The organism is Streptomyces sp. NPDC001634, from assembly GCF_040298185.1.
GTDB lineage: Bacteria > Actinomycetota > Actinomycetes > Streptomycetales > Streptomycetaceae > Streptomyces.
Map to the genome: position 1 here is coordinate 155948 of NZ_JBEOZU010000001.1, position 24776 is coordinate 180723.

The 24776-nt window shown below is 70.3% G+C and carries 22 protein-coding genes, 2 pseudogenes and 1 riboswitch; of the genes and pseudogenes, 16 read left to right on the forward strand and 8 right to left on the reverse strand.

Annotated features, from left to right (window positions below):
• The first annotated feature begins 22 nt into the window (after positions 1-22).
• Complete coding sequence (locus ABT186_RS00845; protein ID WP_351222256.1) at positions 23-1078, forward strand: ABC transporter substrate-binding protein; 1056 nt, start codon at positions 23-25, stop codon at positions 1076-1078.
• Positions 1079-1171: 93 nt separating this feature from the next.
• On the opposite strand, the gene ABT186_RS00850 is transcribed toward ABT186_RS00845, so the two are convergent.
• Positions 1172-1660, reverse strand: a complete 489-nt coding sequence (locus tag ABT186_RS00850; protein ID WP_351922781.1) for a carboxymuconolactone decarboxylase family protein — start codon at positions 1658-1660, stop codon at positions 1172-1174.
• A gap of 126 nt (positions 1661-1786) precedes the next feature.
• Here ABT186_RS00850 and ABT186_RS00855 point away from each other — a divergent pair.
• Together ABT186_RS00855 and ABT186_RS00860 are read left to right on the forward strand one after the other, a co-directional pair.
• Positions 1787-2770: pseudogene (locus ABT186_RS00855) on the forward strand (pirin family protein); the annotation flags it as partial.
• 27 nt (positions 2771-2797) lie between these two features.
• The gene (locus tag ABT186_RS00860; protein ID WP_351222325.1) at positions 2798-3136 is read left to right on the forward strand and encodes a GNAT family N-acetyltransferase; all 339 of its coding nucleotides are present in this window, start codon (positions 2798-2800) and stop codon (positions 3134-3136) included.
• A 56-nt stretch (positions 3137-3192) separates the two neighbouring features.
• Here the strand turns inward: ABT186_RS00860 and ABT186_RS00865 are convergent, their stop codons facing one another.
• Together ABT186_RS00865 and ABT186_RS00870 are read right to left on the reverse strand one after the other, a co-directional pair.
• Positions 3193-3993, reverse strand: a complete 801-nt coding sequence (locus tag ABT186_RS00865) for a COG4705 family protein (RefSeq protein ID WP_351922783.1) — start codon at positions 3991-3993, stop codon at positions 3193-3195.
• Between the two features lie 222 nt (positions 3994-4215).
• Entirely contained in the window at positions 4216-4908 is a 693-nt protein-coding gene (locus ABT186_RS00870) for a hypothetical protein (RefSeq protein ID WP_351922785.1), read from the reverse strand.
• Positions 4909-5219: 311 nt separating this feature from the next.
• Between ABT186_RS00870 and ABT186_RS00875 the strand changes: the two genes are divergently transcribed.
• Entirely contained in the window at positions 5220-6386 is a 1167-nt protein-coding gene (locus ABT186_RS00875; RefSeq protein ID WP_351922787.1) for a glycosyltransferase, read from the forward strand.
• Positions 6387-6408: 22 nt separating this feature from the next.
• Here ABT186_RS00875 and ABT186_RS00880 read toward each other — a convergent pair whose 3' ends face one another.
• Positions 6409-6924 carry a MarR family winged helix-turn-helix transcriptional regulator gene (locus tag ABT186_RS00880; protein ID WP_351222246.1) on the reverse strand — a complete coding sequence of 172 codons (516 nt, stop codon included), beginning with the start codon at positions 6922-6924 and terminating at the stop codon, positions 6409-6411.
• A 179-nt stretch (positions 6925-7103) separates the two neighbouring features.
• On the opposite strand from ABT186_RS00880, the gene ABT186_RS00885 reads away from it, so the two are divergent.
• The 8 genes and pseudogenes from ABT186_RS00885 to ABT186_RS00920 form a co-directional block, all read left to right on the forward strand.
• The gene (locus ABT186_RS00885) at positions 7104-7226 is read left to right on the forward strand and encodes a hypothetical protein (RefSeq protein WP_351922789.1); all 123 of its coding nucleotides are present in this window, start codon (positions 7104-7106) and stop codon (positions 7224-7226) included.
• 111 nt (positions 7227-7337) lie between these two features.
• Complete coding sequence (locus ABT186_RS00890) at positions 7338-8222, forward strand: glutathione S-transferase C-terminal domain-containing protein (RefSeq protein ID WP_351922791.1); 885 nt, start codon at positions 7338-7340, stop codon at positions 8220-8222.
• 87 nt (positions 8223-8309) lie between these two features.
• A riboswitch (SAM riboswitch) is annotated at positions 8310-8419 on the forward strand.
• 331 nt (positions 8420-8750) lie between these two features.
• Positions 8751-9734, forward strand: coding sequence for an amino acid ABC transporter permease (locus tag ABT186_RS00895; protein WP_351222240.1), 984 nt, complete (start codon positions 8751-8753; stop codon positions 9732-9734).
• A complete protein-coding gene (locus ABT186_RS00900; RefSeq protein ID WP_351922793.1) occupies positions 9731-10516 on the forward strand; it encodes an amino acid ABC transporter ATP-binding protein in 786 nt (261 codons plus the stop codon). The genes ABT186_RS00895 and ABT186_RS00900 overlap by 4 nt, the downstream gene beginning before the upstream one ends.
• Positions 10517-10579: 63 nt before the next feature.
• The gene (locus tag ABT186_RS00905; RefSeq protein ID WP_351222236.1) at positions 10580-11605 is read left to right on the forward strand and encodes an ABC transporter substrate-binding protein; all 1026 of its coding nucleotides are present in this window, start codon (positions 10580-10582) and stop codon (positions 11603-11605) included.
• A gap of 52 nt (positions 11606-11657) precedes the next feature.
• Positions 11658-12464: a GNAT family N-acetyltransferase gene (locus ABT186_RS00910; protein ID WP_351922795.1), complete on the forward strand. Its 807-nt coding sequence runs from the start codon at positions 11658-11660 to the stop codon at positions 12462-12464.
• Positions 12461-12547, forward strand: a complete 87-nt coding sequence (locus ABT186_RS00915) for a putative leader peptide (protein ID WP_351922882.1) — start codon at positions 12461-12463, stop codon at positions 12545-12547. The genes ABT186_RS00910 and ABT186_RS00915 overlap by 4 nt, the downstream gene beginning before the upstream one ends.
• A gap of 12 nt (positions 12548-12559) precedes the next feature.
• A pseudogene (locus ABT186_RS00920) lies at positions 12560-13240 on the forward strand (LLM class flavin-dependent oxidoreductase); the annotation flags it as partial.
• Positions 13241-13394: 154 nt separating this feature from the next.
• Here ABT186_RS00920 and ABT186_RS00925 read toward each other — a convergent pair.
• Positions 13395-15614, reverse strand: a complete 2220-nt coding sequence (locus ABT186_RS00925; protein ID WP_351222230.1) for an NADP-dependent isocitrate dehydrogenase — start codon at positions 15612-15614, stop codon at positions 13395-13397.
• Between the two features lie 209 nt (positions 15615-15823).
• On the opposite strand from ABT186_RS00925, the gene ABT186_RS00930 reads away from it, so the two are divergent.
• Positions 15824-17368 carry a M1 family metallopeptidase gene (locus ABT186_RS00930; protein ID WP_351922797.1) on the forward strand — a complete coding sequence of 515 codons (1545 nt, stop codon included), beginning with the start codon at positions 15824-15826 and terminating at the stop codon, positions 17366-17368.
• Positions 17369-17372: 4 nt separating this feature from the next.
• Here ABT186_RS00930 and ABT186_RS00935 read toward each other — a convergent pair whose 3' ends face one another.
• Entirely contained in the window at positions 17373-18479 is a 1107-nt protein-coding gene (locus tag ABT186_RS00935) for a mechanosensitive ion channel family protein (RefSeq protein ID WP_351922799.1), read from the reverse strand.
• A 247-nt stretch (positions 18480-18726) separates the two neighbouring features.
• On the opposite strand from ABT186_RS00935, the gene ABT186_RS00940 reads away from it, so the two are divergent.
• From ABT186_RS00940 to ABT186_RS00950, 3 genes are read left to right on the forward strand one after another with little or no spacing between them, the layout of a single operon-like run.
• Positions 18727-20169: an FGGY family carbohydrate kinase gene (locus tag ABT186_RS00940; protein ID WP_351922801.1), complete on the forward strand. Its 1443-nt coding sequence runs from the start codon at positions 18727-18729 to the stop codon at positions 20167-20169.
• Positions 20166-21557 carry an FAD-dependent oxidoreductase gene (locus tag ABT186_RS00945; RefSeq protein WP_351922803.1) on the forward strand — a complete coding sequence of 464 codons (1392 nt, stop codon included), beginning with the start codon at positions 20166-20168 and terminating at the stop codon, positions 21555-21557. The genes ABT186_RS00940 and ABT186_RS00945 overlap by 4 nt, the downstream gene beginning before the upstream one ends.
• Complete coding sequence (locus tag ABT186_RS00950; RefSeq protein ID WP_351222220.1) at positions 21554-22732, forward strand: NAD(P)/FAD-dependent oxidoreductase; 1179 nt, start codon at positions 21554-21556, stop codon at positions 22730-22732. Before ABT186_RS00945 ends, ABT186_RS00950 begins: the two co-directional genes overlap by 4 nt.
• A gap of 144 nt (positions 22733-22876) precedes the next feature.
• Here the strand turns inward: ABT186_RS00950 and ABT186_RS00955 are convergent, their stop codons facing one another.
• Together ABT186_RS00955 and ABT186_RS00960 are read right to left on the reverse strand one after the other, a co-directional pair.
• Positions 22877-23641 carry a crotonase/enoyl-CoA hydratase family protein gene (locus tag ABT186_RS00955; protein ID WP_351222218.1) on the reverse strand — a complete coding sequence of 255 codons (765 nt, stop codon included), beginning with the start codon at positions 23639-23641 and terminating at the stop codon, positions 22877-22879.
• A 75-nt stretch (positions 23642-23716) separates the two neighbouring features.
• The gene (locus ABT186_RS00960; protein ID WP_351222216.1) at positions 23717-24679 is read right to left on the reverse strand and encodes a lysylphosphatidylglycerol synthase transmembrane domain-containing protein; all 963 of its coding nucleotides are present in this window, start codon (positions 24677-24679) and stop codon (positions 23717-23719) included.
• Positions 24680-24776 lie beyond the last annotated feature (97 nt).

Sequence of the window (24776 nt, forward strand, 5' to 3'; positions counted from 1 at the left end):
CCCCTCGCGAAGGAGACCAGGGATGAAGCCGGTCCATACGTCCTTCCTCGCCACGGCCGCCTGCGCCGCCCTGGCGCTGACGCTGGCCGCCTGCAGCGGCGGGGGCAGGGCCGGCGGCGTGGTCCCGTCCACGACAGGCGGAAGCACGCCCCCCGTGAGAATCATGGTCGGTGGCCTGGACAAGCAGATCTATCTGCCGGTGGTGCTCGCCCGGGAACTCGGTTACTACCAAGCGCAGGGCCTCAATGTGCAGTTCGCCGACGAGCCGGGCGGCGTCGAGGCCGAGACCGCCATGCTCCTGGGCCAGGTGGACGCGGTGGTCGGCTTCTACGACCACACCATCGACCTGCAGTCCAAGGGCAGGTCCGCCGAGTCCGTGGTCCAGCTGCTGCAGGCACCCGGCGAGGCGGAGATGGTCCGCGATGACGAGGCCGGCAGCATCAAGAGCCCAGCCGACTTCAAGGGCAGGCGTCTCGGGGTGACCGGCCTCGGCTCCTCCACCAACTTCCTGACCCAGTACCTGGAGGCCAAGCACGGCGTCACGGCGGGCCAGGCCGCTTCGGTCGCCGTCGGCGCGGGTGCCAGCTTCGTCGCGGCGATGCGGAACAAGCAGATCGACGCCGGTATGACCACGGAACCCACGATCTCCCTGCTGGAGCAGGAGAAGCTGGCCACACCGCTGGTCGACCTGCGCACCGTGGCCGACGCGAAGGCGGTGCTGGGCGGTACGTACCCGGCGTCCTGCCTCTATATGACCCCGGCGTACGTCCGGAAGAACCCGGCGATCGTGCAGAGACTCGTCAACGCCCTGGTCGAGACGCTTCGTTGGATCCAGTCCCACACCGCCGCCCAGATCACCGACGAACTGCCGGCCGACGACTACCTGGGTGTCGGCAAGGACGTCTACGCCAGGGCGCTGCAGTACGAGAAGGACATGTACTCGCCGACCGGCCGGATGCCGGGCGACGGCCCGCGTACCGTCCTGAAGGTTCTCTCGGCCTTCGACCCCACGGTCAAGGGCCACCCCATCGACCTGTCAAAAACGTACACCGACGACTTCGTGAACAGGGCCAGGTGACGCCGTCACGGCATCCCTCCCCCGAAGGGCTGCCGGCCGCACCTCCCCGCGGCCGGCAGTCCCTCGCCGTTCGAGTGGCCAAGCGCCGGCGGGTTACCGCCGGGCGGTCGCCCGGACCGGATGCTTGCTCATGATCGACACCCGGTTGAAGGCGTTGATGGTGATCGCCACCCAGATCACCGCGGAGATCTGGTCCTCGGTGAGGACCTCGCGGGCGGTGGCGTAGGCGGATTCCTGTGCGGCGGCGTCGGACGGGTCGGTGGCCGACTCCGCCAGCGCGAGTGCCGCGTGTTCCTGGGGGGTGAACAGTTCGGTGTCCCGCCAGGCGGCCAGCACACCCAGCCGCTGTGTGGTCTCGCCCACACGCAGGGCGGCCTTCGTGTGTATGTCGAGGCAGTAGGCGCAGCCGTTGATCTGCGACACACGAAGGTTGATCAGCTCGACGACGGTACGGTCGAGCCCGGAGTCGGCGGCGACCGCACGCACCGCTTCCGACGTCTGTACCAGCGCGTGGTAGGCCTTCGGGCTCTGCTTGTCGATGAAGATCCGCTGGACCGCGGACCCCGTCGTCTGGGTGCTCAACCTGGGACTCCTCCGGGAGCCGCGGCCGGCTCCCTTGCTCCGTGGTGCACTTGTGCGGGCTTCGTCCTATGATCGGGACGTGGTTGTTGAATCTAAAACAATTATGCCGGTGGAAGGCGGTCCGCGATGAGCAACCTGGAAACCCAGCCCGTCGCAGTGCGCTGCGGAGAACCCGAGGGCGGCCCGCACGGGGCGCAGGCTCCGCAGATCGACGTGCTCACCCCGCGTGACGTGCCGCTCGGCGGCCCCCGGGCGATGACCGTACGGCGTACCCTGCCACAGCGGGCCCGGACGCTGATCGGAGCCTGGTGTTTCGCAGATCACTACGGCCCCGACGACGTCTCCGAGACGGGCGGCATGGACGTCGCCCCGCATCCGCACACCGGACTGCAGACGGTGAGCTGGCTGTTCAGCGGGGAGATCGAACACCGTGACAGCCTGGGCAGCCACGCCTTCGTCCGGCCCGGCGAGCTGAACCTCATGACGGGCGGCCACGGTATCTGCCACTCGGAGGTCTCCACCCCGCGGACGACGGTCCTGCACGGCGTGCAGCTGTGGGTCGCGCTGCCCGGAGAGCACCGGCACACGGAACGGGACTTCCAGCACTACATACCCGATCCCGTACGGCTCGACGGGGCCGAGGCCAGGGTCTTCCTGGGCTCGCTCGCCGGGGCGGTCTCCCCGGTGAGGACCTTCACACCACTGCTCGGCGCCGAGATCACCCTGGAGCCCCGCGCGACGGTGACGCTCGCCGTGGATCCCGGCTTCGAACACGGCCTGCTCGTCGACCACGGGGACGTCCGCATGGCCGGCACCGTGCTGCGCCCCGCGGAGCTGGGCTATTCGGCCACCGGAGCCGAAGCGCTGACGCTGACGAACGAATCCGACGGCACGGCCCGGGTGGTTCTCCTCGGCGGAACGCCGTTCGAGGAAGAGATCGTCATGTGGTGGAATTTCATCGGCCGGAGCCATGAAGATATCGTCCGGGCCCGGGAGGACTGGGAGAACTCCTCCGATCGTTTCGGCGCGGTCGAAGGATATGCCGGGGACCGGCTTCCCGCTCCCGCCCTGCCGAATGCCGTCATTGCGCCGCGCCGGAATCCACCGCGCCAGGGACCTACAGCTGAAAGGCACCCGATGAGCCAGCCTTCCGCCGCTCCGACCGTTGAGCGGATCGACGCCAAGCACCGTTATGAAATCCTGGTCGACGGCACACGCGCCGGCCTGACCGCGTACCGCGATCGCGGTACGCAGCGAGTCTTCTACCACACGGAGGTCGACGAGGCCTTCGCCGGCCAGGGCCTTGCCTCGCAACTGGTCCAGCAGGCGCTCACCGATGTGCGCACCTCCGGGAAGCGGATCGTGCCGGTCTGCCCGTACGTGGCCAAGTTCCTGGAGAAGCACGACGAGTTCGCCGACATCACCGACCCCGTGACGCCCGACGTCCTGGAGTGGCTGGACACGGAACTGGGCTGAGGCCCGGCACCGTTGAGCGGCGATCGGCCCAACATGGCGCACCGCAAGGGGAGGATTCAGGCGGCGAGCGTCTCGTTCTGCACGTCGCGCCGCGAGAGTGCCAGATAGGCCACGAAGCCGAGGATCGCGACCGTCCAGGAGAGGGTGACCGGGCCCAGGCCCCAGCCGAGTCCGCCGCGGCTGTGGGGGAGTGCCATCCAGTCGGCGATCGAGGCGCCGAGCGGGCGGGTGATGACGTACGCGGACCAGAACGCGGTCACCGGGCCGAGGATGCCTCCGCGGTGCGCGACGGCCGGTACGCAGATCGCGACGGCGAACACGACGGCGGACCCCAGGTAGCCGAGGCCGATGGTGGCCGTCAGGTCGCCCGCGGCCGTGCCCAGCGCGAACGTGGCCAGGACGGTCGCCCAGTAGAACGTCTCGCGGCGGCGGGTGTTGATGCTGTGGATGGACAGGGTCCGCTCGCTCGCGTACCAGAGGGCGAAGACGGCGGCCAGCGCCACCATGAAGAGGGGGGTCGAGATCGCGTAGGGGACGCCGAGGCCCACGTGCAGAACGTCGGCGGCCATGGTGCCGAACACGCTGACCATGACGATGGCGGTCCAGTACGCCCAGGCCACGTAGCGGCGGACGGCGAACTGGAGGACCAGCGACGCCAGCAGCGCGAGACCGCCGAGGCCGACGGCCGGGATCGGGCCGAGCTTGTGGGCCAGGAAGTCGGACGCGGTCTCGCCCATCCCCGTGGTCAGGACCTTGATGATCCAGAAGTAGACGGTCACTTCCGGCACCTTGTTCGCCATCTGGCCTATGCGGGTGTGGGCTTGGCGCCGGTCATCAAGGACGTGCTCTGTGGTCATGGCACGCACGATGACATGGTGAAGTGCTGTTTCCCCAGAGGCCTTTGCCATTGTTTTGGGGCTTCTGGTGCATGAGTTGCCACACGGGTCCGGGATCCTGAAAGCAACCTGAACACCGTGAGGAAAACGCTGGTCAGGGGCGTGCGGGGCGGATAGCCTGAGCCGCCCTCCCCGGAGGAGGGAGGGCGGCTCAGGCGATGTTCGGCTTACTGGCTTGGACCACTACGGTTGGTTCACCAGCAAGTTCCAGGGCCCCGGACAGCTGATGGTGGCGGGGACAGGGACGGTGGGGTCGGTGGGGAGCGTCGTGCCGTGAGTCACGTTGCAGAGGATTTCGAAGACCGCCCCGGTGCTCGTAATGATGTCGATCTTGGTGTCGCTCTGGGTCCCGCTTGTGCCCATCTGGTGCGAGTTGATCGACGTGGCGCAGACGAAGCCGAAGGCGCTGCCGGGGTAGCCATTGATACCGCTGAGGTCGGTCCAGTTCACGACGAAGGGGTTGCCGGTGCCTCCACGGAGGTCCCGAATACCCGCGAACGTGTGCCCGCCGGTCACTGCGGATCGGACCTCATAGTCGCCCTGGTCCTGCGCGGCGTCGATGTCGACGCACGGGCCCGTGGCACCCGTGGCACCGGTCGCGCCCGTGGCACCGGTCGCGCCCCGGCACTCCTTGTTCTTCCTGCCCTTGTCGTGGTCGTCGCCGAGTGCGGCAGCACGGTGGCCGTGGTCGTCGCGGTCGCACCTGTCGTCGCCGCCGTACGACACGGTCCGATGCATGTTGCTCGCCGCCGAGGCGGCGGGGCTGACCACTCCGGTCGCCATCACCAGCGCCAGCGAGGCGAGCATGCCCGCCTTCTTGAACCTGTCTCGCGCCAGCGGCCCGAGCAGCCCTGTGGTCCTGTACTCAGGACTCATGTATGTGCTCCTTGTGTCAACCGTTTCGGGCGATTCCCCGAATCCGAGAGTGAGCTTGACTCGCGCACGCCGAAAATCTCGGGGCATCAGGCCGGAACACGCCCACTTATCAACGAGTCGGACTAATTACTGCTCCTGATGAGGTAATTAGCCGATTTATCGGCCGAGTTTTATATAAGATCGGGCCATTGCGGCCGAACGGGCGCCTTGCTGCCCGCTTTCCGCGTGGATGAGTGCAGAGCAAAACCGGCCTGTGTCACGTTGACGGCGTTCCTCCGCCAGAACGTCATCACCCGGGGACCGGTGAGGCCGTGAAGAAGCAGACCATCTGCCTCTGCATGATCGTCAAGAACGAGTCGCAAGTGATCGAACGCTGCCTCGGCTCCGTACGTCATCTGATCGACACCTGGGTGATTTCCGACACCGGCTCCACGGACGGCACCCAGGACCTCATTCGCAAGACGCTCGACGGCATCCCGGGCGAACTCCACGAAGAACCCTGGGTCGATTTCGGTCACAACCGGACGCAGAACATCCAGCATGCCCGCGGCAAGGCCGATTACCTGCTGACCATCGACGCCGACCACGTCATGCGCCAGGACGCCCCGCTGCCGCTCCTGACCGCGAGCTCGTACATGCTGCGCTACGACACCCCGGGCACCCAGCACCGCTTCAAGCACCTCATGCGGGGCGACTGGGCGTGGCGCTACGAGGGCGTCACCCACGAGTACCCGTGCACGGACGAGCCCGACGTCCAGGAGAACCTCGACGCGCTCGTCATCGAGGACCACGCCGACGGCGGCTGCCGCAGTGACAAGTTCGAGCGCGACGCGCGCCTGCTGCGGCGCGAACTCAAGCGTGACCCCTCCAACCCGCGGACGGTCTTCTACTTGGCCAACACCGTGCGTGATCTGGGTCGGTCGCAAGAGGCGATCGAGATGTACGAGCGCCGCGCCGCGATGGGCGGCTGGGTGGAGGAGGTCTATGTCTCGCTGCTGGAGGCCGGCATCCTGAAGGCGGAGAAGACGGACGACTGGCCCGGAGCGATGGACGCCTTCTCCCGCGCCTGGGAGGCACGTCCCGTGCGGCTCGAAGCCTGCTATGAACTCGCTTCACGGCTGCGCGTCCAGGGCCGCTACCACACCGCCCACGCCCTCCTCGGCGCCGTCGTCGGGCGGCCCGAACCGGACGACCTGCTCTTCACCAGGTCCTGGGTGTACCGCTGGGGTCTGCTCTTCGAGTACTCGATCACGGCCTACTGGGTCGGCGACTACGTCACCTCGATCCGGGTGTGCGACGAGCTCCTGGCCATGCCGGACCTGCCCGATGGCGTCCGCCGCCAGACCGAGATCAACCGGGAGTTCGCGATCCAACGCGCCGTCACGGTCCCTCAGCCGTACTCTCCGACGCGCCGACCGAAGGCGTCCCGGGCCGGGAAGGCCGCCAAGGGCTCGAAGGCGGCCAGGCGTAAACGCTAGGCGAGATCTGCGGCTGTAGGTACTACGGCTGTACGGGGGTATCGGACTCCACGGTCTCCGTCGCCCCCGGCAGCAGCCCGCTCAGCGTCTCGCACTGCCGGTGGTCGACCATGTGCCGCACGGCCCGGGTGACGGTCTCCGCCAGCGCGGGCGACACCTCGCGCAGCAGCTCGCGGCCCTTCGCGGTGAGGGCGACCTCGATGCCGCGCTTGTCGCCGCAGACCGAGCGCCGGGTCACCAGGTCGGCGTGCTGCAGACAGGCGATCTGGTAGGTGAGACGGGTCTTGGGGCGGCCCAGCGACTCGGCGATCTGCGTCATGCGCAGGGCCGCGCCGGGCTGGTCGGCCAGCAGGCACAGCACCAGGAACTCGTCGTGCGAGACCCCGAGGGTGTCCTTGACCTGGGTGCGCAGCTGCTGCTCGATCGCGCCCGCCGCGGCCAGGAGCTGCATCCAGGCGCGCAGTTCGGCCGGCAGCAGCCCGTCCTCGTCCGTCCGGTCGGGTCCGGGCTGATCGGCGGGGGCGGGGGAGTCGGCCATGGTCCCCCAGTCTACCGGTCGTCCACATTTGGATGAGGGGTGCAATCGCCTGACGACGAGCCACGGCGATCCCTCCGCATCCGGGGCCCTCTCTCACTCTGCGGACCGCCTCTTGACGCAGGCCGGCGCCGGACCGACACTTCAATCGGGATTTCCTAGTGAACAGGTAGGGAAATGGTATGGGGCGCCTCGAGCCGGTCATCGGCCGTGTGAACCGCACACGCCGGCAGCCCCTCCTGCTGACCTCCCGCCGTCACATCGATCTGCTGCGCGTCTGCAGCGCCGCCGGCCGCCTGCGCTGAACCGGCCTCTGCCGGGCCCGCGCCACGTCCCCCGCCGTTCGGGCCGGGGCGCGCCCCCTGCCCGAGGGCCGCCACCCTCCGCACCTTCGTGTCCCAGAACCCGGGAGAGACATGTCCGTCCATGCCCCGACCGCACTCCCGTCCGCGCAGCCCGTTCCGGCCTTCCGGGGGCGCATAGGCTGCGACGCGCGCAGCGGCCACTACGCCGTACCGCGCCGCTACCGCCTCCATCTGTCCCTGTCCTGTCCGCACTGTCTGCGGATCGCCGTCGTGCACAGCCTGCTCGGGCTCGAAGCCGTCTGTCCCGTGACGCTGCTGCCCGCGGTGCCCGACGGACCGGGGGGCGAGCACTCCGGCCTGCGCCCGCTCTACGAGGCGAGTGCCCACCGCTATCGGGGAGCCGCCGTGGCTCCGGTGCTCAGCGACGACTGGTCCGGACGGATCGTCAGTACGCATGCCCCGGACATCATGCGCGACCTGGCCCGGCACTTCGGCGGTCATCACCCGGCGCTGTACCCGCAGGGGGCGGACGCGGAGATCGAGGGAGTGCGGCGACTGTGCGAGCAGGGCATCGAGGCGGCCGCCCAGCGGGCCGGACGTGCCGACACCGACGCCGGTGAACGGGACACCGCGCTCACCTCGTTGCTCTGCACCCTGCGGTCGCTGGAGGGCCGCCTCGCCCGCCAGGAGTACCTGCTGGGCGAGCAACTCACCATCGCCGACGTGGAGTTGTGGGTCAGCCTGGTGCAGCTCGACACCGTGCACCGCTGGCACCTGGACGCCGCCGCAGTGCACCGCATCGCCGGCCATCCGAGGCTGTGGGCGTACGCCCGCCGGCTTGCCGCTCACCCCGCCTTCGGATCGCACCTCGACCTCGACGGCATCGCCCGGCGGCACCACACCCACTGCCGCGGACTCGAGGCCGCGGGGGCGGCGGTGCAGATCCTTGACTGGGCCTCGCACGTCCCGAACGGAACCGCGACGCGGCCGAGTTGACCGACCGGCTGTGCTCCGTCGCACGTATCACCTGGTGGACGTGCGTTGACAGCGCCTCCGGTGCTGTATTGACTTACGGGCCAGAACGGTCATGAGTGTCAGTGACAAGCCCTGGCTTGCTGACCGGCAACCCTCGCGCCGCGGTGGGGTGCCCCAGGTGACGACCGGACCGGATGACGTTTCGGTAAGCGCGAGGCCCCACGGGGCCGGAAGAATGACGGTGACAGTGATGTACGCAGCTTCGAGGACAGCCGCTCGGCGGCCCCGCGGCTGCGTACTGCTGTGCGCGAACCGTTCCGTCGACCTTCTTCGCGTCAACAGCGCACTGTGTACCACCCCGGGCTCTGCCCGCTGTCACGGCTGACGGCTCTCTGAATCCCTGACGCGTACCGCCGCTGCGGTGCGTCCCCGTTTCCGTCCCGTCCCCGGTCCCGTGCGCTTCTCATGCCTCGTCACACCGGCGGCCCGTGCCGCGCTCCGGTGTCGTCATGCGCGCCGTCCGGGGTGTCCGAATCCGCTGGAGCCTCCATGAGTGAACCCCCCGGCGCCGCCCTGTCCCTGGCCCCGGCGCCGCCCCACGACCACACCGCCCCCAAGCCCCTGACGGCCCAGCGGGTGCTGCCCCTGCGCCGCCCCGGCCGCTGGATCGTCACCGCCGTCGTCCTCGTACTGGTGGCCCAGTTCGTCCACGGCCTGGTGTCCAACCCGTTCTACCAGTGGGACCGCTTCGCCTACTGGTTCCTGCGCCCCACGATTCTCGACGGACTGCTCATCACCCTCGAAGTCGCCGCGCTCAGCGCCGTGTCGGGCCTGCTCGGCGGGATCCTTCTCGCGCTGGCCCGGCTCTCGAAGAGCCCCGTGCTGCGTGCGGTCAGCTGGACCTATGTGTGGGCGTTCCGCTCCATCCCGCTGATCGTGGTGCTGATCTTCCTGTACAACTTCAGCGCGCTCTACAAGACGCTGAGCATCGGCGTGCCCTTCGGCCCCGCCTTCTTCTCCTTCGACGAATCCAGGCTCGCCACCGACATGGCCGTCGCCGTCGTCGGCCTGAGCCTGAACGAGGCGGCGTACGCGGCGGAGGTGGTCCGCGGCGGCATCCTCTCCGTCGACCAGGGCCAGCACGAGGCGGCCGCCGCACTGGGTCTGCCCAAGGGCTACCAGTTCACGAGGATCGTCTTCCCGCAGGCTCTCAGGTCCATCACACCGAACTACGTCAACCAGCTGATCGGCCTGATCAAGAGCACCTCGCTGGTGTTCTACGTCTCGCTGCTCGACCTGTTCGGCTCCGCGCAGACCATGGGCTCCACCTACCCGGGCGACATCGTGCCGCTGCTGCTGGTCGTCACGGTCTGGTACCTGATCCTCACGAGCGTCGTGTCCGTCATCCAGTTCTACGTCGAGCGGTACTACGCCCGGGGCGCCACCCGCAGCCTGCCGCCGACCCCGTTGCAGAAACTCCGCACCGGCCTGCGTGACCTGCGGGACCGTGTGCGCAGGGAGGCCGCCGTATGACCACCGAAACGCTCGAGACACACCCCGTGGCGGTCGAGGTGCACGATGTGCACAAGTGGTACGGCGCCCATCAGGTGCTGGAAGGCGTGGAGTTGACCGTACGTCCGGGCGAAGTGACCGTGATCCTGGGCCCGTCCGGCTCCGGAAAGTCGACCCTGCTGCGCGTGATCAACCACCTGGAGAAGCCCGAACGCGGTTACGTCAGCGTCAACGGCGAACCCATCGGCGTACGCAGGCACGGCGACCGCCTGAAGGAACTGAGCGAGCGGGTCATCCTGACCCAGCGCAGCCGCATCGGATTCGTCTTCCAGAACTTCAACCTCTTCCCGCATCTGACCGTGCTGGACAACGTGGCCGTCGCCCCGGTCGCCACCGGCAGGCTGTCCAGGCCCGAGGCCCAGGAACTGGCACGCGACCTGCTCGGCCGGGTCGGCCTCGCCGACAGGACGGGGTCCTACCCACGGCAGTTGTCCGGTGGCCAGCAGCAGCGCGTGGCCATAGCCCGCGCGCTCGCCCTGCGCCCCGGGGTCATCCTCTTCGACGAACCCACCTCCGCCCTCGACCCCGAACTGGTCGGCGAGGTACTGGCGGTCATCAAGGACCTGGCGAGCAGCGGCACCACGCTGGTCGTCGTCACCCATGAGATCGGGTTCGCCCGCGAGGTCGCCGACCGGGTGGTCTTCATGGACGGCGGTCGGATCGTCGAACAGGGGCCGCCGGCCGAGGTCCTCGACAACCCACAGCACGAGCGGACCAGGGACTTCCTGAGCAAGGTGCTCTGACCCGCCCCGCCCGTTCGCCACATTCCCATTTTCTGTTTCTCCGCTCACCGAACAAGGACAGCCATGCGTACCCTCAGTCTCCGCAGCCGATTCCTTCGCGGTCTCACCGCAGGCACCGCCGTCGCCACCCTCGCCGCCGGGCTCGCCGCGTGCGGGGGCAACAGCGACGCCGCCACCGACACCGACAGCGCCGCGGCCGGCACGGTCACCGTGGGACAGCTCTCCAACGGTGCCGCGAAGCAGGCCCAGTTGAAGGTGTCCGAGGTGAAGTCGATCAGTGGCGAACTACCCAAGTCCGTTGCCAAGAGCGGCAAATTGGTCATCGGCGTGGGCGCCCTGCCCTCCGGTTTCGCGCCGCTGGCATACGTGGGCAGCGACCAGAAGACCCTCACCGGCGCCGAGCCCGACTTCGGCCGACTGGTGGCCGCGGTCCTCGGCCTCAAGCCCGAGCTGAAGAACTCGACGTGGGAGAACCTCTTCGTCGGCATCGACAGCGGCAAGGTCGACGTCGCCTTCTCGAACGTCACCGACACCGAGGAGCGCAAGAAGAAGTACGAGTTCGCCTCCTACCGTCAGGACAACCTCGCCTTCGAGGTGCCGAAGAAGAGCACCTGGAACTTCGACGGCAATTACGAGAACCTCGCGGGCAAGACGGTCTCCGTCGGCTCCGGCACCAACCAGGAGAAGATTCTGCTGGAGTGGAAGGCGAAGCTGGAGAAGGAGGGCAAGAAGCTCACCGTCAAGTACTTCCCGGACCGCAACGGCACCTATCTGGCGCTGTCCAGCGGGAAGATAGACGCTTACTTCGGACCCAACCCCGGCATCGCTTACCACATCACCCAGACCGCGAACACGCCTCAGGCGACCCGTAACGCGGGCAAGTTCTCCGGTGCCGGCGAGTCCCTCCAGGGACTGATCGCGGCGACCGCGAAGAAGGACAGCGGACTGGCCAAGCCCGTCGCCGACGCCATCAACTACCTGATCAGGAACGGTCAGTACGCAAAGTGGCTGGCCGCCTGGAACCTGTCCAACGAGGCCGTCGCCACGTCCGAGATCAACCCGCCCGGCCTGCCGCTCGACAACTCCTGATCACCTGCCGCACCCCAACGGACCGACCGTACGCCGAAAGGACTTCGCCACCGTGACCTCCGAGACCGTCGTCCGCGGTGGCGAAGCCCTTGAGGCACCGGCCACGAGCCTCCTCGACAACGCCGTATGGGCCGCACTGGACGGTCCGTACCATGCCCGCTTCGCCGAGCGCGCAGGCGACGCCGCCCGCTACCCGGCGGACGTCTACGCCTTCGCCGCCCTCGCCGATCCCGCCGACCCGCACGCCTGGGCCGATCTGCGCACTCTCATCGGTCCGGGAAACGCCGTACGGATCAAGGGAGCCGACACCGTCCCCGACGGCTGGGAGATCGTCGGGGCCGGACAGGGCGTCCAGCTCGTCGACACCGCACTGCGGGCCGAAGAGGCTCCCGACGCCGTACGGCTCGGACCGGACGATGTCCCCGAGATCCTGGACCTGGTCGCCCGCACCAGGCCGGGGCCGTTCCTGGACCGCACCGTAGAACTCGGCACCTACCTCGGCATCCGGCACCACGGCCGGCTGATCGCCGTGGCCGGTGAGCGTCTGCGGCTGCCCGGCTGGACCGAGATCAGCGCGGTCTGCACCGATCCTGCCCACCGCGGCCGAGGTTTGGCCACCCGGCTGGTCCGCGCAGTCGCGGCCGGCATCCGGGAGCACGGCGACACCCCGTTCCTCCATGCCCGCGCGGACAACACGCAGGCGATCCGGCTGTACGAGTCGATCGGCTTCACCCTGCGTCGCCGCACCACGATCCTCCAGGTCCGCACGCAGGAACAGACGGTGCGGCCAGGGCGTTGTTCCGACGATATGCAGGCGGCGCGGTCCGCCGAGCCCGACGGACGGAGGTGGCGGACGTGACGCGTGCACTCCACGCCGTCCGCCTCCACTCCCGGCCCCACATCGATCTGCTGCGCGTGGCCGGCGCGCTCTGTTGCTCCTGACCTTCCCTCAGTGCCGACGCGATCTTCAGCCGCTACAGCGCCCTCGAGCCGGGCCGGGCCTTCTACACGGACGTCAAGGGCCGCCTGGCCAAGTACGGCCGCCGCCCCGACCAGCTGCTCATCCTGCCCGCCGCGACCTTCGTCCTCGGCGACACGGACGCGGAGGCGGAGGAACTGGCCCGTGAGGTGCGCAGGGCGCAGGTCAGCGGCGCCACGGCGATCAAACACCTGGAGTTCGTCTGGAACCGCGACCTGTCCGCCTACGACCCGGACGGTCCGCTCCCCGACATCGACCCCGAGCTCGGCGAACACCACATCGCGCGCGGTCGCGCCCAGGTGCGGATGTACCGCGACCCGCCGGCCACCGCCCGGGAGTGGCGGGAGCCGGCCGCCGCGAACAACTGGTCCATCCGTGACCTGGTCATCAACACCGGTAACCGGCAGACCTTCGTGGGCTCCCCGGCGACCGTGGCGCAGACCATCAACGACTTCGTCCAGGCCGACGCGTCGGACGGGTTCATCCTCGTCCCGCACATCACCCCCGGCGGACTCGACGCCTTCGCCGACACCGTGGTCCCGCTGCTCCAGGAACGCGGCGTGTTCCGCACGGAGTACGAGGGCGCGACCCTGCGCGACCACCTGGGCCTGACCCACCCCGACGCCGAGGCCCCCGGGCAGCAGGCGGCGTCGTAGGTCCCGTCGCTCCGACCAGTCGAGCTGATGCTCGGGAGTGCCCTGCGTCGCCGACCAGGGGAAGGACCGAGGGGACGGATGCGCGACCGCCCCGGCCGGATCGGATCCGGCCGGGACGGCTGTCATGCGGATGCGGGTGCCCCGCAGGAGGTGCTTACGCGAGCGACGCCAGCGCCTCGTTCCAGGTCGCCGACGGGCGCATGACCGCGGCGGCCTTGGCCGGGTCGGGCTGGTAGTAGCCGCCGATGTCGGCCGGCTTGCCCTGGACGGCGAGCAGCTCGTCGACGATCTTCTGCTCGTTGGCGGAGAGCGTCTCGGCGAGCGGGGCGAACGCCTTGGCCAGCTCCGCGTCGTCGGTCTGCTGGGCCAGCTCCTGCGCCCAGTACAGGGACAGGTAGAAGTGGCTGCCGCGGTTGTCGATGCCGCCGACGCGACGGGTCGGGGACTTGTCCTCGTTGAGGAAGGTCGCCGTGGCGCGGTCGAGGGTGTCGGCGAGGACCTGGGCGCGGGCGTTGCCGGTGGTCTTCGCGTACTGCTCGAAGGACGGCACTAGGGCGAAGAACTCGCCGAGCGAGTCCCAGCGCAGGTAGTTCTCCTTGACCAGCTGCTGGACGTGCTTCGGGGCAGAGCCGCCGGCACCCGTCTCGAAGAGGCCGCCGCCCGCCATCAGCGGGACGACCGACAGCATCTTGGCGCTGGTGCCCAGCTCCAGGATCGGGAACAGGTCCGTGAGGTAGTCACGGAGCACGTTGCCGGTGACGGAGATGGTGTTCTCGCCGCGGCGGATGCGCTCGACGGACAGCTTGGTGGCCTCGACCGGGGACAGGATGCGGATGTCCAGGCCCTCGGTGTCGTGCTCCTGCAGGTACTGCTGGACCTTGGCGATCAGGTTGGCGTCGTGGGCGCGGGTCTCGTCCAGCCAGAACACCGCCGGGTCGCCGGTGGCGCGGGCGCGGGTGACGGCGAGCTTCACCCAGTCCTTGATCGGGGCGTCCTTGGTCTGGCAGGCGCGGAAGATGTCGCCGGCGGAGACCGTCTGCTCCAGGACGACGTTGCCGGCCTGGTCGACCAGGCGGACCGTGCCGGTGACCGGGATCTCGAAGGTCTTGTCGTGGCTGCCGTACTCCTCGGCCTTCTGCGCCATGAGCCCGACGTTGGGCACGGAGCCCATGGTCGACGGGTCGTAGGCGCCGTGGGCGCGGCAGTCGTCGATGACGGCCTGGTAGACGCCGGAGTAGGAGGAGTCCGGCAGGACCGCGAGGGTGTCGGCCTCCTGGCCGTCCGGGCCCCACATGTGGCCGGAGGTGCGGATCATGGCCGGCATGGAGGCGTCGACGATCACGTCGGAGGGGACGTGCAGGTTGGTGATGCCCTTGTCGGAGTCGACCATCGCCAGCGCCGGGCCCTCGGCCAGCTCGGCGTCGAAGGAGGCCTTGATCTCGTCGCCGTTGGGCAGGCCCTCAAGGCCCTTGAAGATGCCGCCCAGACCGTCGTTCGGGGTCAGACCGGCCGCGGCGAACGTCTCACCGTACTTCGCGAACGTCTTGGGGAAGAAGGCGCGCACCACGTGACCGAAGATGATCGGGTCGGAGACCTTCATCATCGTGGCCTTCAGGTGCACGGAGAAGAGAACGCCCTCCTCCTTGGCGCGTGCGACCTGCGCCGTCAGGAACTCGCGCAGGGCGGCGACGCGCATCACGGAGGCGTCGACGACCTCGTCCTCGAGGACCGGTACGGACTCGCGCAGCACGGTGGTGGAGCCGTCGTCGCCCTTCAGCTCGATGCGCAGCGAACCGGCCTCGGAGATCACCGCGGACTTCTCGGTGGAGCAGAAGTCGTCCACGCCCATGGTCGCCACATTGGTCTTGGACTCGGAGGTCCAGGCGCCCATGCGGTGCGGGTGGGTCTTGGCGTAGTTCTTGACCGATGCGGGGGCCCGGCGGTCGGAGTTGCCCTCACGCAGGACCGGGTTCACGGCGGAGCCCTTGATCTTGTCGTAACGGGCGCGGATGTCCCGCTCCTCGTCGGTCTTCGGCTCGTCCGGGTAGTCCGGCAGTGCGTAGCCCTGGCCCTGCAGCTCGGCGACGGCGGCCTTCAGCTGCGGGACGGACGCCGAGACGTTCGGCAGCTTGATGATGTTGGCGGCGGGGGTCTTGGCCAGCGCGCCCAGCTCCGCGAGGTGGTCACCGATCCGCTGGTCCTCGGTCAGGTACTCGGGGAAGACCGCGAGGATGCGCCCGGCCAGCGAGATGTCACGGGTCTCCACAGTCACACCCGCCTGCGAGGCGTACGCCTGGACCACCGGCAGGAAGGAATACGTCGCCAGGGCCGGGGCCTCGTCAGTGTGCGTGTAAATGATGGTCGAGTCAGTCACCGGGTGCTCCGCTCCACGTCTGCAACATTGCTCGACATCAAGATATCTCGTGATCGCCCTCGGTTCGACAGGGGTCCGTCCGCACTCCGGGACGCCCTGTGCATCCTTGCCCGGAACCGAAGCGTCTGATCTTGCGGTCAAGGAAAGAGTTCGCACCTTCCATCCGACGGCCGGATCCGACCACCCGGCCGCCCGAGCGAAAGCGACCCATGAGATATCGCAGCAGAGTGACGGCCCCGGCGGCCGCCCTCATAGGCACCGCGGCCGTGTCCGTGACCACCGCCCCCACCGCCCGCGCCGATGCCCCGGGGCGGACCGCAACCCCCGGCGCCGAGACCGTCGGCGACCCTGTCTTCCCCGCGCTCGGCAACGGCGGTTACCGCGTGACGGCGTACGACCTGGACCTCTCGTACGACTCCGGGACCCGCCGCGTCGACGCCACCGCCCGCCTGACCGTGGAGACCCTCCAGGACCTGTCGCGCCTCTCGCTGGACTGCCTCGGCCTCGACGTACGTTCCGTGTGCGTAGACGGACGGAGCGCGACCTTCGATCTGGTCGACGAGAAGCTCCGCATCACACCTTGCCGGACATTGAGGGACGGCCGCTGCGTCGTGATCGACGTCGAGTACGGCGCCGACCCGGCGAAAGCCCTCCCGCACACGGGCTGGGTCGTCACCCAGGACGGCTTCGCCACGGCCGGCCAGCCCGACTCGGCGCACACCGTCTTCCCGTGCAACGACCACCCCTCCGACAAGGCCCGCTTCACCTTCCGGATCACCGTGCCGGACGGCCTCGTCGGCGTCGCCAACGGCACCCTCGTCGGCACCTGGTGCCGGGACGGCCGTACGACCTACGCGTACCGCTCCCGCTTCCCGATGGCCACCGAACTCGTCCAGATCACGGTCGGCGACTATGTGATCAAGAACCGGCAGGGCCCGCACGGACTGCGTCTGCGCGACGTCGTCCCGACCGCGCGCGCCGCGGCCCTGGAGCCGGCACTCGCCCTGACCCCGGGCCTGCTGGAGTGGCTGGAGCCGAAGCTGGGCGCCTTCCCGTTCGAGACGTACGGACTGCTTCCCTGCAACTCCGACGACCCGAACGCCTTCGGCTTCACGGGCCTGGAGACACAGACACTCACCCTGTACAAGCCGAACTTCCTGCTCCAGGAGGAGAAGAAGATCGGCTCGCACATGATGCACGAGCTGGTCCACTCGTACTTCGGCAACATGGTCAGCCCCGCCACCTGGGCCGACCTGTGGCTGAACGAGGGGCACGCCGACTTCTACGGGCTGCTGTACCGCTACGAGCGCGGCTGGGCCGACTCCCTGGGCCTGACGACCATGGAAGCCCGGATGAAGGACACCTACTCCCGTGGCGACCAGTGGCGCAAGGCCTCCGGACCGGTCGCCGCGCCCAACGCCGTCAACCTGTTCGACAGCCAACGCTATCTGGGCGGTGTCCTCGTCCTGTACGCATTGCGGCAGGTGGTGGGCGAGGACGTCTTCAATGCCATCGAGCGGACCTTCCTGGAGCGACACCGGGGCTCCTCGGCGACGACGGAGGACTACATCGCCGTCGCCTCGGAGGTTTCCGGCCAGGACCAGTCCGGCTTCCTGCGGGACTGGCTGTACGGCACGACGACGCCGCGGATGCCCGGCCACCCGGACTGGACTGTGACGCCTGTGCCCCCCTCCCTCGCCGCGCCGCACAGCCGGAGGGACGGGCAGTACCACGACGCCTCGGCGACGCTCTGAGCCGTCAGTCGAGCAGGGCGGAGGCCCCTCCGCCCTGCTCGACCCCCGCGTCCTGCGGGCTCCGCTGCTGCGGGATCGGCACCGAGCCCTGCTGGATCGCCACCGTCCGCGCCGGAGCCGGGATGCGGATGCCCTCCGCCCGGTACCGCTTGTGCAGACGCTTGATGAACTCGTGCTTGATCCGGTACTGGTCGCTGAACTCGCCGACGCCGAGGATCACCGTGAAACCGATCCGGGAGTCGCCGAAGGTGTGGAAGCGCACCGCCGGCTCGTGCTCGGGCACGGCGCCGGTGATCTCGGTCATCACCTCGGCGACGACCTCGGTGGTCACGCGCTCGACGTGCTCCAGGTCGCTGTCGTAGGCGACCCCCACCTGCACCAGGACGGTCAACTGCTGCTCGGGACGTGTGAAGTTGGTCATGTTCGTCTTCGCGAGCTGACCGTTGGGGACGACCACCAGGTTGTTGGAGAGCTGACGGACGGTCGTCTGCCGCCAGTTGATGTCGACGACATAGCCCTCCTCGCCGCTGCTCAGCCGGATGTAGTCGCCGGGCTGGACGGTCTTCGAGGCGAGGATGTGGATGCCCGCGAAGAGGTTCGCGAGGGTGTCCTGGAGGGCGAGCGCGACCGCGAGACCGCCGACACCCAGGGCCGTGAGCAGCGGCGCTATGGAGATGCCCAGCGTCTGCAGCATCACCAGGAAGCCGATCGCCAGGACCAGGATCCGGGTGATGTTGACGAAGATCGTGGCCGATCCGGCGACCCCGGAGCGGGACTGTGTGACCGTCTGCACCAGCCCGGCGATCACCCGGGCCGCCGAGACCGTCACCACGAAGATGAGCAGTACGGTCAGGACCTGGTTGACGTGGTGCTGAACCGTCCGTGTCAGCGGCAGGACCGCGCCCGCGGCTGCCGCACCGCCCGCGATCGCCGCCCACGGCGTCACCGTCCGAAGAGCGTCCACGATGACGTCGTCGCCGCTCCAGCGGGTGCGCTTGGCGTGCTTGGCCAGCCAGCGCAGCAGGGTGCGCGACAGGAAGGCCGCCACCACGCCGGCGGCCAGAGCGATACCGGCGAGGATGAGATCGTCCAGGGTCAGCGCGCGGTTCACCGGTCACCTCCGGAACGGGAGAGAGGGCCCCTGGGCCGGATGTGAGGAGTCGTCACCTTGCCACCTGCTCGAATCACGGGATGCACCATCACCTCCGGACAGTTGTTCGCCGTCCGGGGCGAGGATTCATCCTGCCGTATGACGGTGTCCGTCCGTCACCGGGCCGACGGAGAGCCGCCATTGACGTCCGCTCGCCGCCTGAGCCAGGCTGGCGCACGATGATCAGGGCGGACGGACGGGGCGGATCATGACCGGTGGTGCGGTGCTCGCCGTCGACCAGGGCACCTCCGGCACCAAGGCACTCGTCCTGTGCCCGGAGCGCGGTGTGATCGGCTCGGCCACCGCCCCCGTACGCCCCCGCCATCTGCCCGGCGGACTCGTCGAGGTGGATCCGGCCGACTTGTACGACTCCGTCGTGACCGCCGGCCGCCGCGCGCTCGCCGAGGCGGGCGAGCCCGTCGTGGCCGTGGGACTCGCCAACCAGGGCGAGACCGTTCTCGCCTGGGACCCGGACACGGGCAGGCCGCTGACCGACGCGCTCGTGTGGCAGGACCGCCGTGCCGAGGGCATGTGCACCGAACTCGCCCCGCACGCCGACGAGTTACGGCATCTGACCGGGCTGCCACTCGACCCGTACTTCGCCGCCCCGAAAATGGCCTGGATACGACGTCACCTCACCCGGGACGGGGTCGTGACGACCAGTGACGTGTGGCTCGTGCACCGGCTGGCGGGGGCCTTCGTCACCGACGCCGCCACCGCCGGCCGTACCCAGCTCCTCGATCTGGACCGGGTGGAGTGGTCACCGGCCGCGCTCGACGTCTTCGGGCTGTCCGGGGAGCGGCTGCCGCAGATCGTGGACGCGGCGGCGCCCGTCGGCACCACGACCGCCTTCGGACCCGGTATCCCCCTCACCGGGCTGCTCGTGGACCAGCAGGCGGCGCTCCTCGCCCAGCGTGTGACCGAGCCCGGAAGCGCCAAGTGCACCTATGGAACCGGCGCGTTCCTGCTCGCGCACACCGGGGACGCACCCCGGCGCGGCACCTCCGGGCTGGTGAGCTGCGTCGCCTGGCGACTGGCCGGACATACCTCCTACTGCCTCGACGGGCAGGTGTACACCGCCGCGTCCGCGGTGCGCTGGCTCGCCGACCTGGGCGTCATCTCCGGCGGCGCGGACCTCGACCCGGTCGGCGCCACCGTGCCCGACAGCGGAGGCGTCACCTTCGTCCCGGCGCTCGCCGGACTCGCCGCCCCCTGGTGGCGCGGCGATCTGCGCGGCTCGCTCACCGGACTCGGCCTCGACACCACAGCGGGCCATGTCGTGCGCGCCCTGTGCGAGGGCATCGCGGCCCAGGTCGCCGCCCTCGCCGAAGCGGCCGCCGCCGATCTGGGCACCCCGCTCACCGCCCTGCGCGTCGACGGCGGCCTGACCCGCTCGGCCCTGCTCATGCAGACCCAGGCCGATCTGGTCCAACTCCCCGTCGAGGTGTCGCAGCTGCCCGACACCACCGCGCTCGGCGTCGGCGCCGCCGCCCGTCTCGGCCACGACCCGGCCCTCACCCTCGACCAGGCCCTGCCGGCCTGGCGGCCCTCCGCCGTCTACGAGCCGCGCATCCCGGCCGCCGAGGCCGCCGACCGCCTCGCCCGCTTCCGTACGGCCGTCGCCGCCCTGCTCGACGGGACGCCCGTATGACGGTCACCACCAGCGGCGCGCTGCCGGAGATGCCGTACGACGTCGCCATCGTCGGCGCGGGCGTCGTCGGCTGTGCGATCGCCCGCGAACTCGCCCGTCACCCACGGCTGCGCATCGCCCTCGTCGAGGCCCAGGACGATGTCGGCCAGGGCACCTCCAAGGCCAACACGGCGATCCTGCACACCGGTTTCGACGCCGTACCGGGCTCGCTGGAGGCCCGGCTCGTACGGGAGGGGGCCAACCGGCTCGCCGCGTACGCCGCCGAGTCGGGGATCCCCGTCGAACGCGTCGGCGCCCTGCTGGTCGCCTGGGACTCCGAACAGCTCGCCGCGCTCCCCGGGCTGGCGGCCAAGGCGCAGAAGAACGGCTACGAGGAGGGCCGGCTCCTCGGCCCCGACGAGGTGTACGCCCGCGAACCGCACCTCGGCCCCGGCGCCCTCGGCGCCCTGCACATCCCGGACGAGAGCATCATCTGCCCCTGGACGACGACCCTCGCATACGCCACCCAGGCAGTGCGGAGCGGCGCCGACCTGCACCTCAACTGCCGGGTGAGGACGGCGGGTCCGGGCATCCTGCACACCACCCGCGGCACCCTGCGCGCCCGCCATCTCGTCAACGCGGCGGGCCTGGGCTCCGACGAACTCGACCGGCACCTCGGCCACAGCGACTTCACCGTCACTCCGCGCCGCGGCCAGCTCATCGTCTTCGACAAGTTCGCCAGGGAACTGGTCCACCACATCCTGCTCCCCGTCCCGACGGCCCTCGGCAAGGGAGTCCTGGTGTCCCCGACCGTGTACGGGAACGTCCTGCTCGGGCCGACCGCAGAGGACCTGGACGACAGGACGGCGACCGGATCGACGCCGGAGGGGCTCGCGCTGCTGCGGGACAAGGGGCGCCGGATCCTGCCGGACCTGCTCGACGAGGAGGTCACCGCCGTCTACGCCGGACTGCGCGCGGCCACCGAGCACGACGACTACCGGATCCGCGCCCATCCCGAGCAGGGGTACGTCACCGTCGGCGGTATCCGCTCCACGGGCCTGACCGCGTCCATGGCCATCGCCTGGTACGTGACCGGGCTGCTCGCCGAGAGCGGCCTCGACCTGAGGGAGCCGGAGGAACCGGCGCCGGTGCGCATGCCCAACCTGGGCGAGGCCTTCCCACGCCCCTACCAGCGGCCCGACCTCATCGCCGCCGACCCCGAGTACGGCACTCTCGTCTGCCACTGCGAACGCGTCACCCGCGGCGAGATCCGCGACGCCCTCGCCAGTACGGTCCCGCCGCACAGCCTCGACGGACTGCGCCGCCGCACCCGGGCGCGCGGCGGCCGCTGCCAGGGGTTCTACTGCGGGGCGGCCGTACGCGAGCTCTTCGAAGGGCGGCGACCGTGAGGGCCGTGGACGTGCTGGTCGTCGGGGCCGGACCCGCCGGTCTCGCGGTCGCCGCGCGGCTGGCCGCCGCCGGAGCCGGACGCGTCGAGGTGCTGGAGAGGGAACCGGCGGCCGGGGGAGTGCCCCGTCTGCGCCGGCCCGGGGCGGCACGCCGGAAGGCCGGGGCCGCCGAAGAGGCCGGGGCGGTCGTGCGGACCGGCGTCACCGCGCTCGGCTGGTCCGGGCCGCTCGCCGTGGACACCGTCAGCCCGGACGGCCATGAGACGATCACCGCCCGGGCGGTCGTCCTCGCCACCGGAGCCCGTGAACGGCCGCGTGCCGCACGGCTGGTGGCGGGCACCCGACCCGCCGGGGTGTTCACCACGGGCGAGCTGCTGCGGGCCGTCCACGGCCATGGACAGCGCATCGGTGAGCGGGCGGTGGTGGTCGGTGCGGAAGACGTGAGCTATGTGGCCGTCGACACGCTGCGGGCCGCCGGGGTCGCCGTCTCCGCGATGGTCACCGACCTGCCACGGCACCAGGCACCTCCCGTACGGGCGGCCGATGCCCGTCTGCGCCGGGGGATCCCCCTGCTGACCGGTGCCGCCGTGACCGAACTGTTCGGGCACGGCCTGCTGAGCGGTGTCGGGCTGCGTCACCGCGACGGCCGCACCACTACCCTCGCCTGCGACACCGTCGTCTTCACCGGCGACTTCGTGCCCGAGAACGAACTGGCCCGGCGCGGCGGCCTGGAACTGGACCCGGGCACCCGTGGACCGGCCGTCGACGGCGCGTTCCGCACCGGTCGGGAGGGCGTGTTCGCCGTCGGCAACGTGCTGCACGCCGTGGAGAGCGCGGACGCCGTGGCCCGGGAGGGCGAGCGCGCCGCCCGCCACGTGGTCGACCATCTGGCGGGAGAGCCGTGGCCGCCGGCGCTGCGCGTCCTCGTCGAGCCGCCCCTGCGCTGGATCGCCCCGAACCGTCTCGCACCGGCCGACGCGTACGTATTCGCGCTCCGCACCTCGGAGTTCCTGGCCCGCCCGCTGCTGACGGTCACCCAGGACGGCCGTCTCCTGCACCGCCACAGGCTGCACGGCACGGCGGTACCGAACCGGCCCGTCCATGTCGTCGGGCACTGGGTCGGTGCGGTCGATCCGCGCGGCGGACCCGTGCGGATCACGGCTCGTCACGACTAGGGCTCGACTTTCGGATCAGATCGGCCGATGGGGACGGTGTCTTGCGGCCCATCGAGCCCCCTCTGGGGAGTGCGTGCCAGGGCCCGCGACGTCGAGCTGATCCGAAAGACAGGCCCTGGAGGGCCGGACCCGCTCGGCCTGCTGTCACAGATCCGTGAACGACCCGTGCCGCCCGGCCCCCGCCGCGAACCGGGCCGCGCCCTCCAGGCTCGCCGCCAGCACGCCCATGCCGTACCGCAGTTCGCCCCGCATGGCCGTCGTCTCGTCCAGCCCTTCCTGGTCGAGGACGGAGGCCCGGTCACTGCGCAAACAGGCCTGGGGGAAGCGGGCGACGGCGGCGGCCAGTTCCTCGGCCTCGGCGCGGGCCCGGCCCGTCGGCACGACGCGGTTGGCCAGCCCTGTCTCGTACGCCTCCCGGGCCGGCACCGGACGGCCGGTGAGGATCATGTCCATCGCCCGGCTGGTGCCGATCAGCCGCGGCAGCCGCACCGTCCCGCCGTCGACGAGCGGTACGCCCCAGCGGCGGCAGAAGACCCCGAACACCGCGTCCTGTTCGGCGACCCGCAGATCGCACCAGAGCGCGAGCTCCAGACCGCCCGCCACCGCATGCCCCGCGACCGCCGCGATCACCGGCTTGGACAGCCGCAGCCGGGTGGGCCCCATCGGACCGTCGCCGTCCTCGGCGACCCGGTTGCCCCGCTCGGTCCCGATCGCCTTCAGATCGGCGCCCGCGCAGAACGTCCCGCCCTCGCCCCACAACACCGCCACCCGCGCAGAGTCGTCCGCCTCGAACTCACGGAAGGCGGCCACGAGCGCGGCGGCGGTCGGCCCGTCCACCGCGTTCCGGGCCTCGGGGCGGGAGAGTACGACGGTGGTGACATACCCCTGACGTTCGATCCGGACCGGCATCGGGCTGCCCCTTTCACAAGCGGGTGAGGGCTGGCCCGGCCGACGTTACTCCGGAGTACTGGTCGGTGTCCGTCCTCAGATCACCTTCAGGCGCACCAGCGCCCCCAACGTCAGCGCCCCCGGCACCAGCGGCAGCCACACCGTGATGATCCGGTACGCCAGCACCACCGCGGTCGCCACCGCCACCGGGCCGCCCGCCGCGACCAGCGCGACGATCAGCGCCGCCTCGACCGAGCCGATGCCGCCGGGCGTGGGCACGGCGGCGACCGCCACCGTCGCCGCCAGATACGCGATCGCCATGTGCGCGGGCGGCACCGGAAGGTCCAACGCCTGCCCCACCGCGGTCAGTCCGGCCGCCTGCAGCGCGGGGAAGGCCAGCGAGCCGCCCCACAGGGCGAGCGCGCGGGAGGGGCGGCTGTGCACCGAGCGGGCCTCGCACAGCGCCGTGCGCAGGAAGGAGAACACGGCCGTACGCAGCCGCCGTACGACCAGGACAACCGTCGCCGCGACGCACACCGCCACCACTACCGCGAACAGGAGCGGGCCGGTCGCCGAGGTGGGGACGACCGTGCCGAGCCGGAGGGCGTCCGGGAACGCGATCAGCAGGGCCAGCAGCAGACCGGTCCGCGTGACCGACTCGGCGAGCAGGTACAGCGCGAGTGCCGCCGACGAGCGGGCGAGCGGCACTCCACACACCGTCATGAACCGCAGGTTGACGGCGCTCGCACCCAGACCGGTCGGCAGCAGGTGGTTGGCCGCGCCCGCCGCGAACTGCGTGGCGAGCAGCCGGCGCGCGGGCAGCCGTTCCACCACCGCGCCCTGCCGGGTGAAGGCGGCGGCGACCCAGGTCAGGCAGGTCGCGCCGGCGGCGGCCACCAGCCACGGCCACTCGGCCGACCGGAGATGGCCGAAGCCCTCCGCGAGCACCGACCGGTGCCGCACCGCGACCACGAGCACGAGGACGAGCGGGAGCAGGCACAGGACCTGGCGGACCGGAACACGTCTGGGGAGTCCCTGAGGGAGACGTACGGCAGTCACATCGGGAGAGGTTTTCCACACTGCACCAACGTGAGGTTGCGGGCGCGCGGACGGCGGCTGACACGCCGGGCAAGGCCCGGGAGCGCAGGGGTGCGAG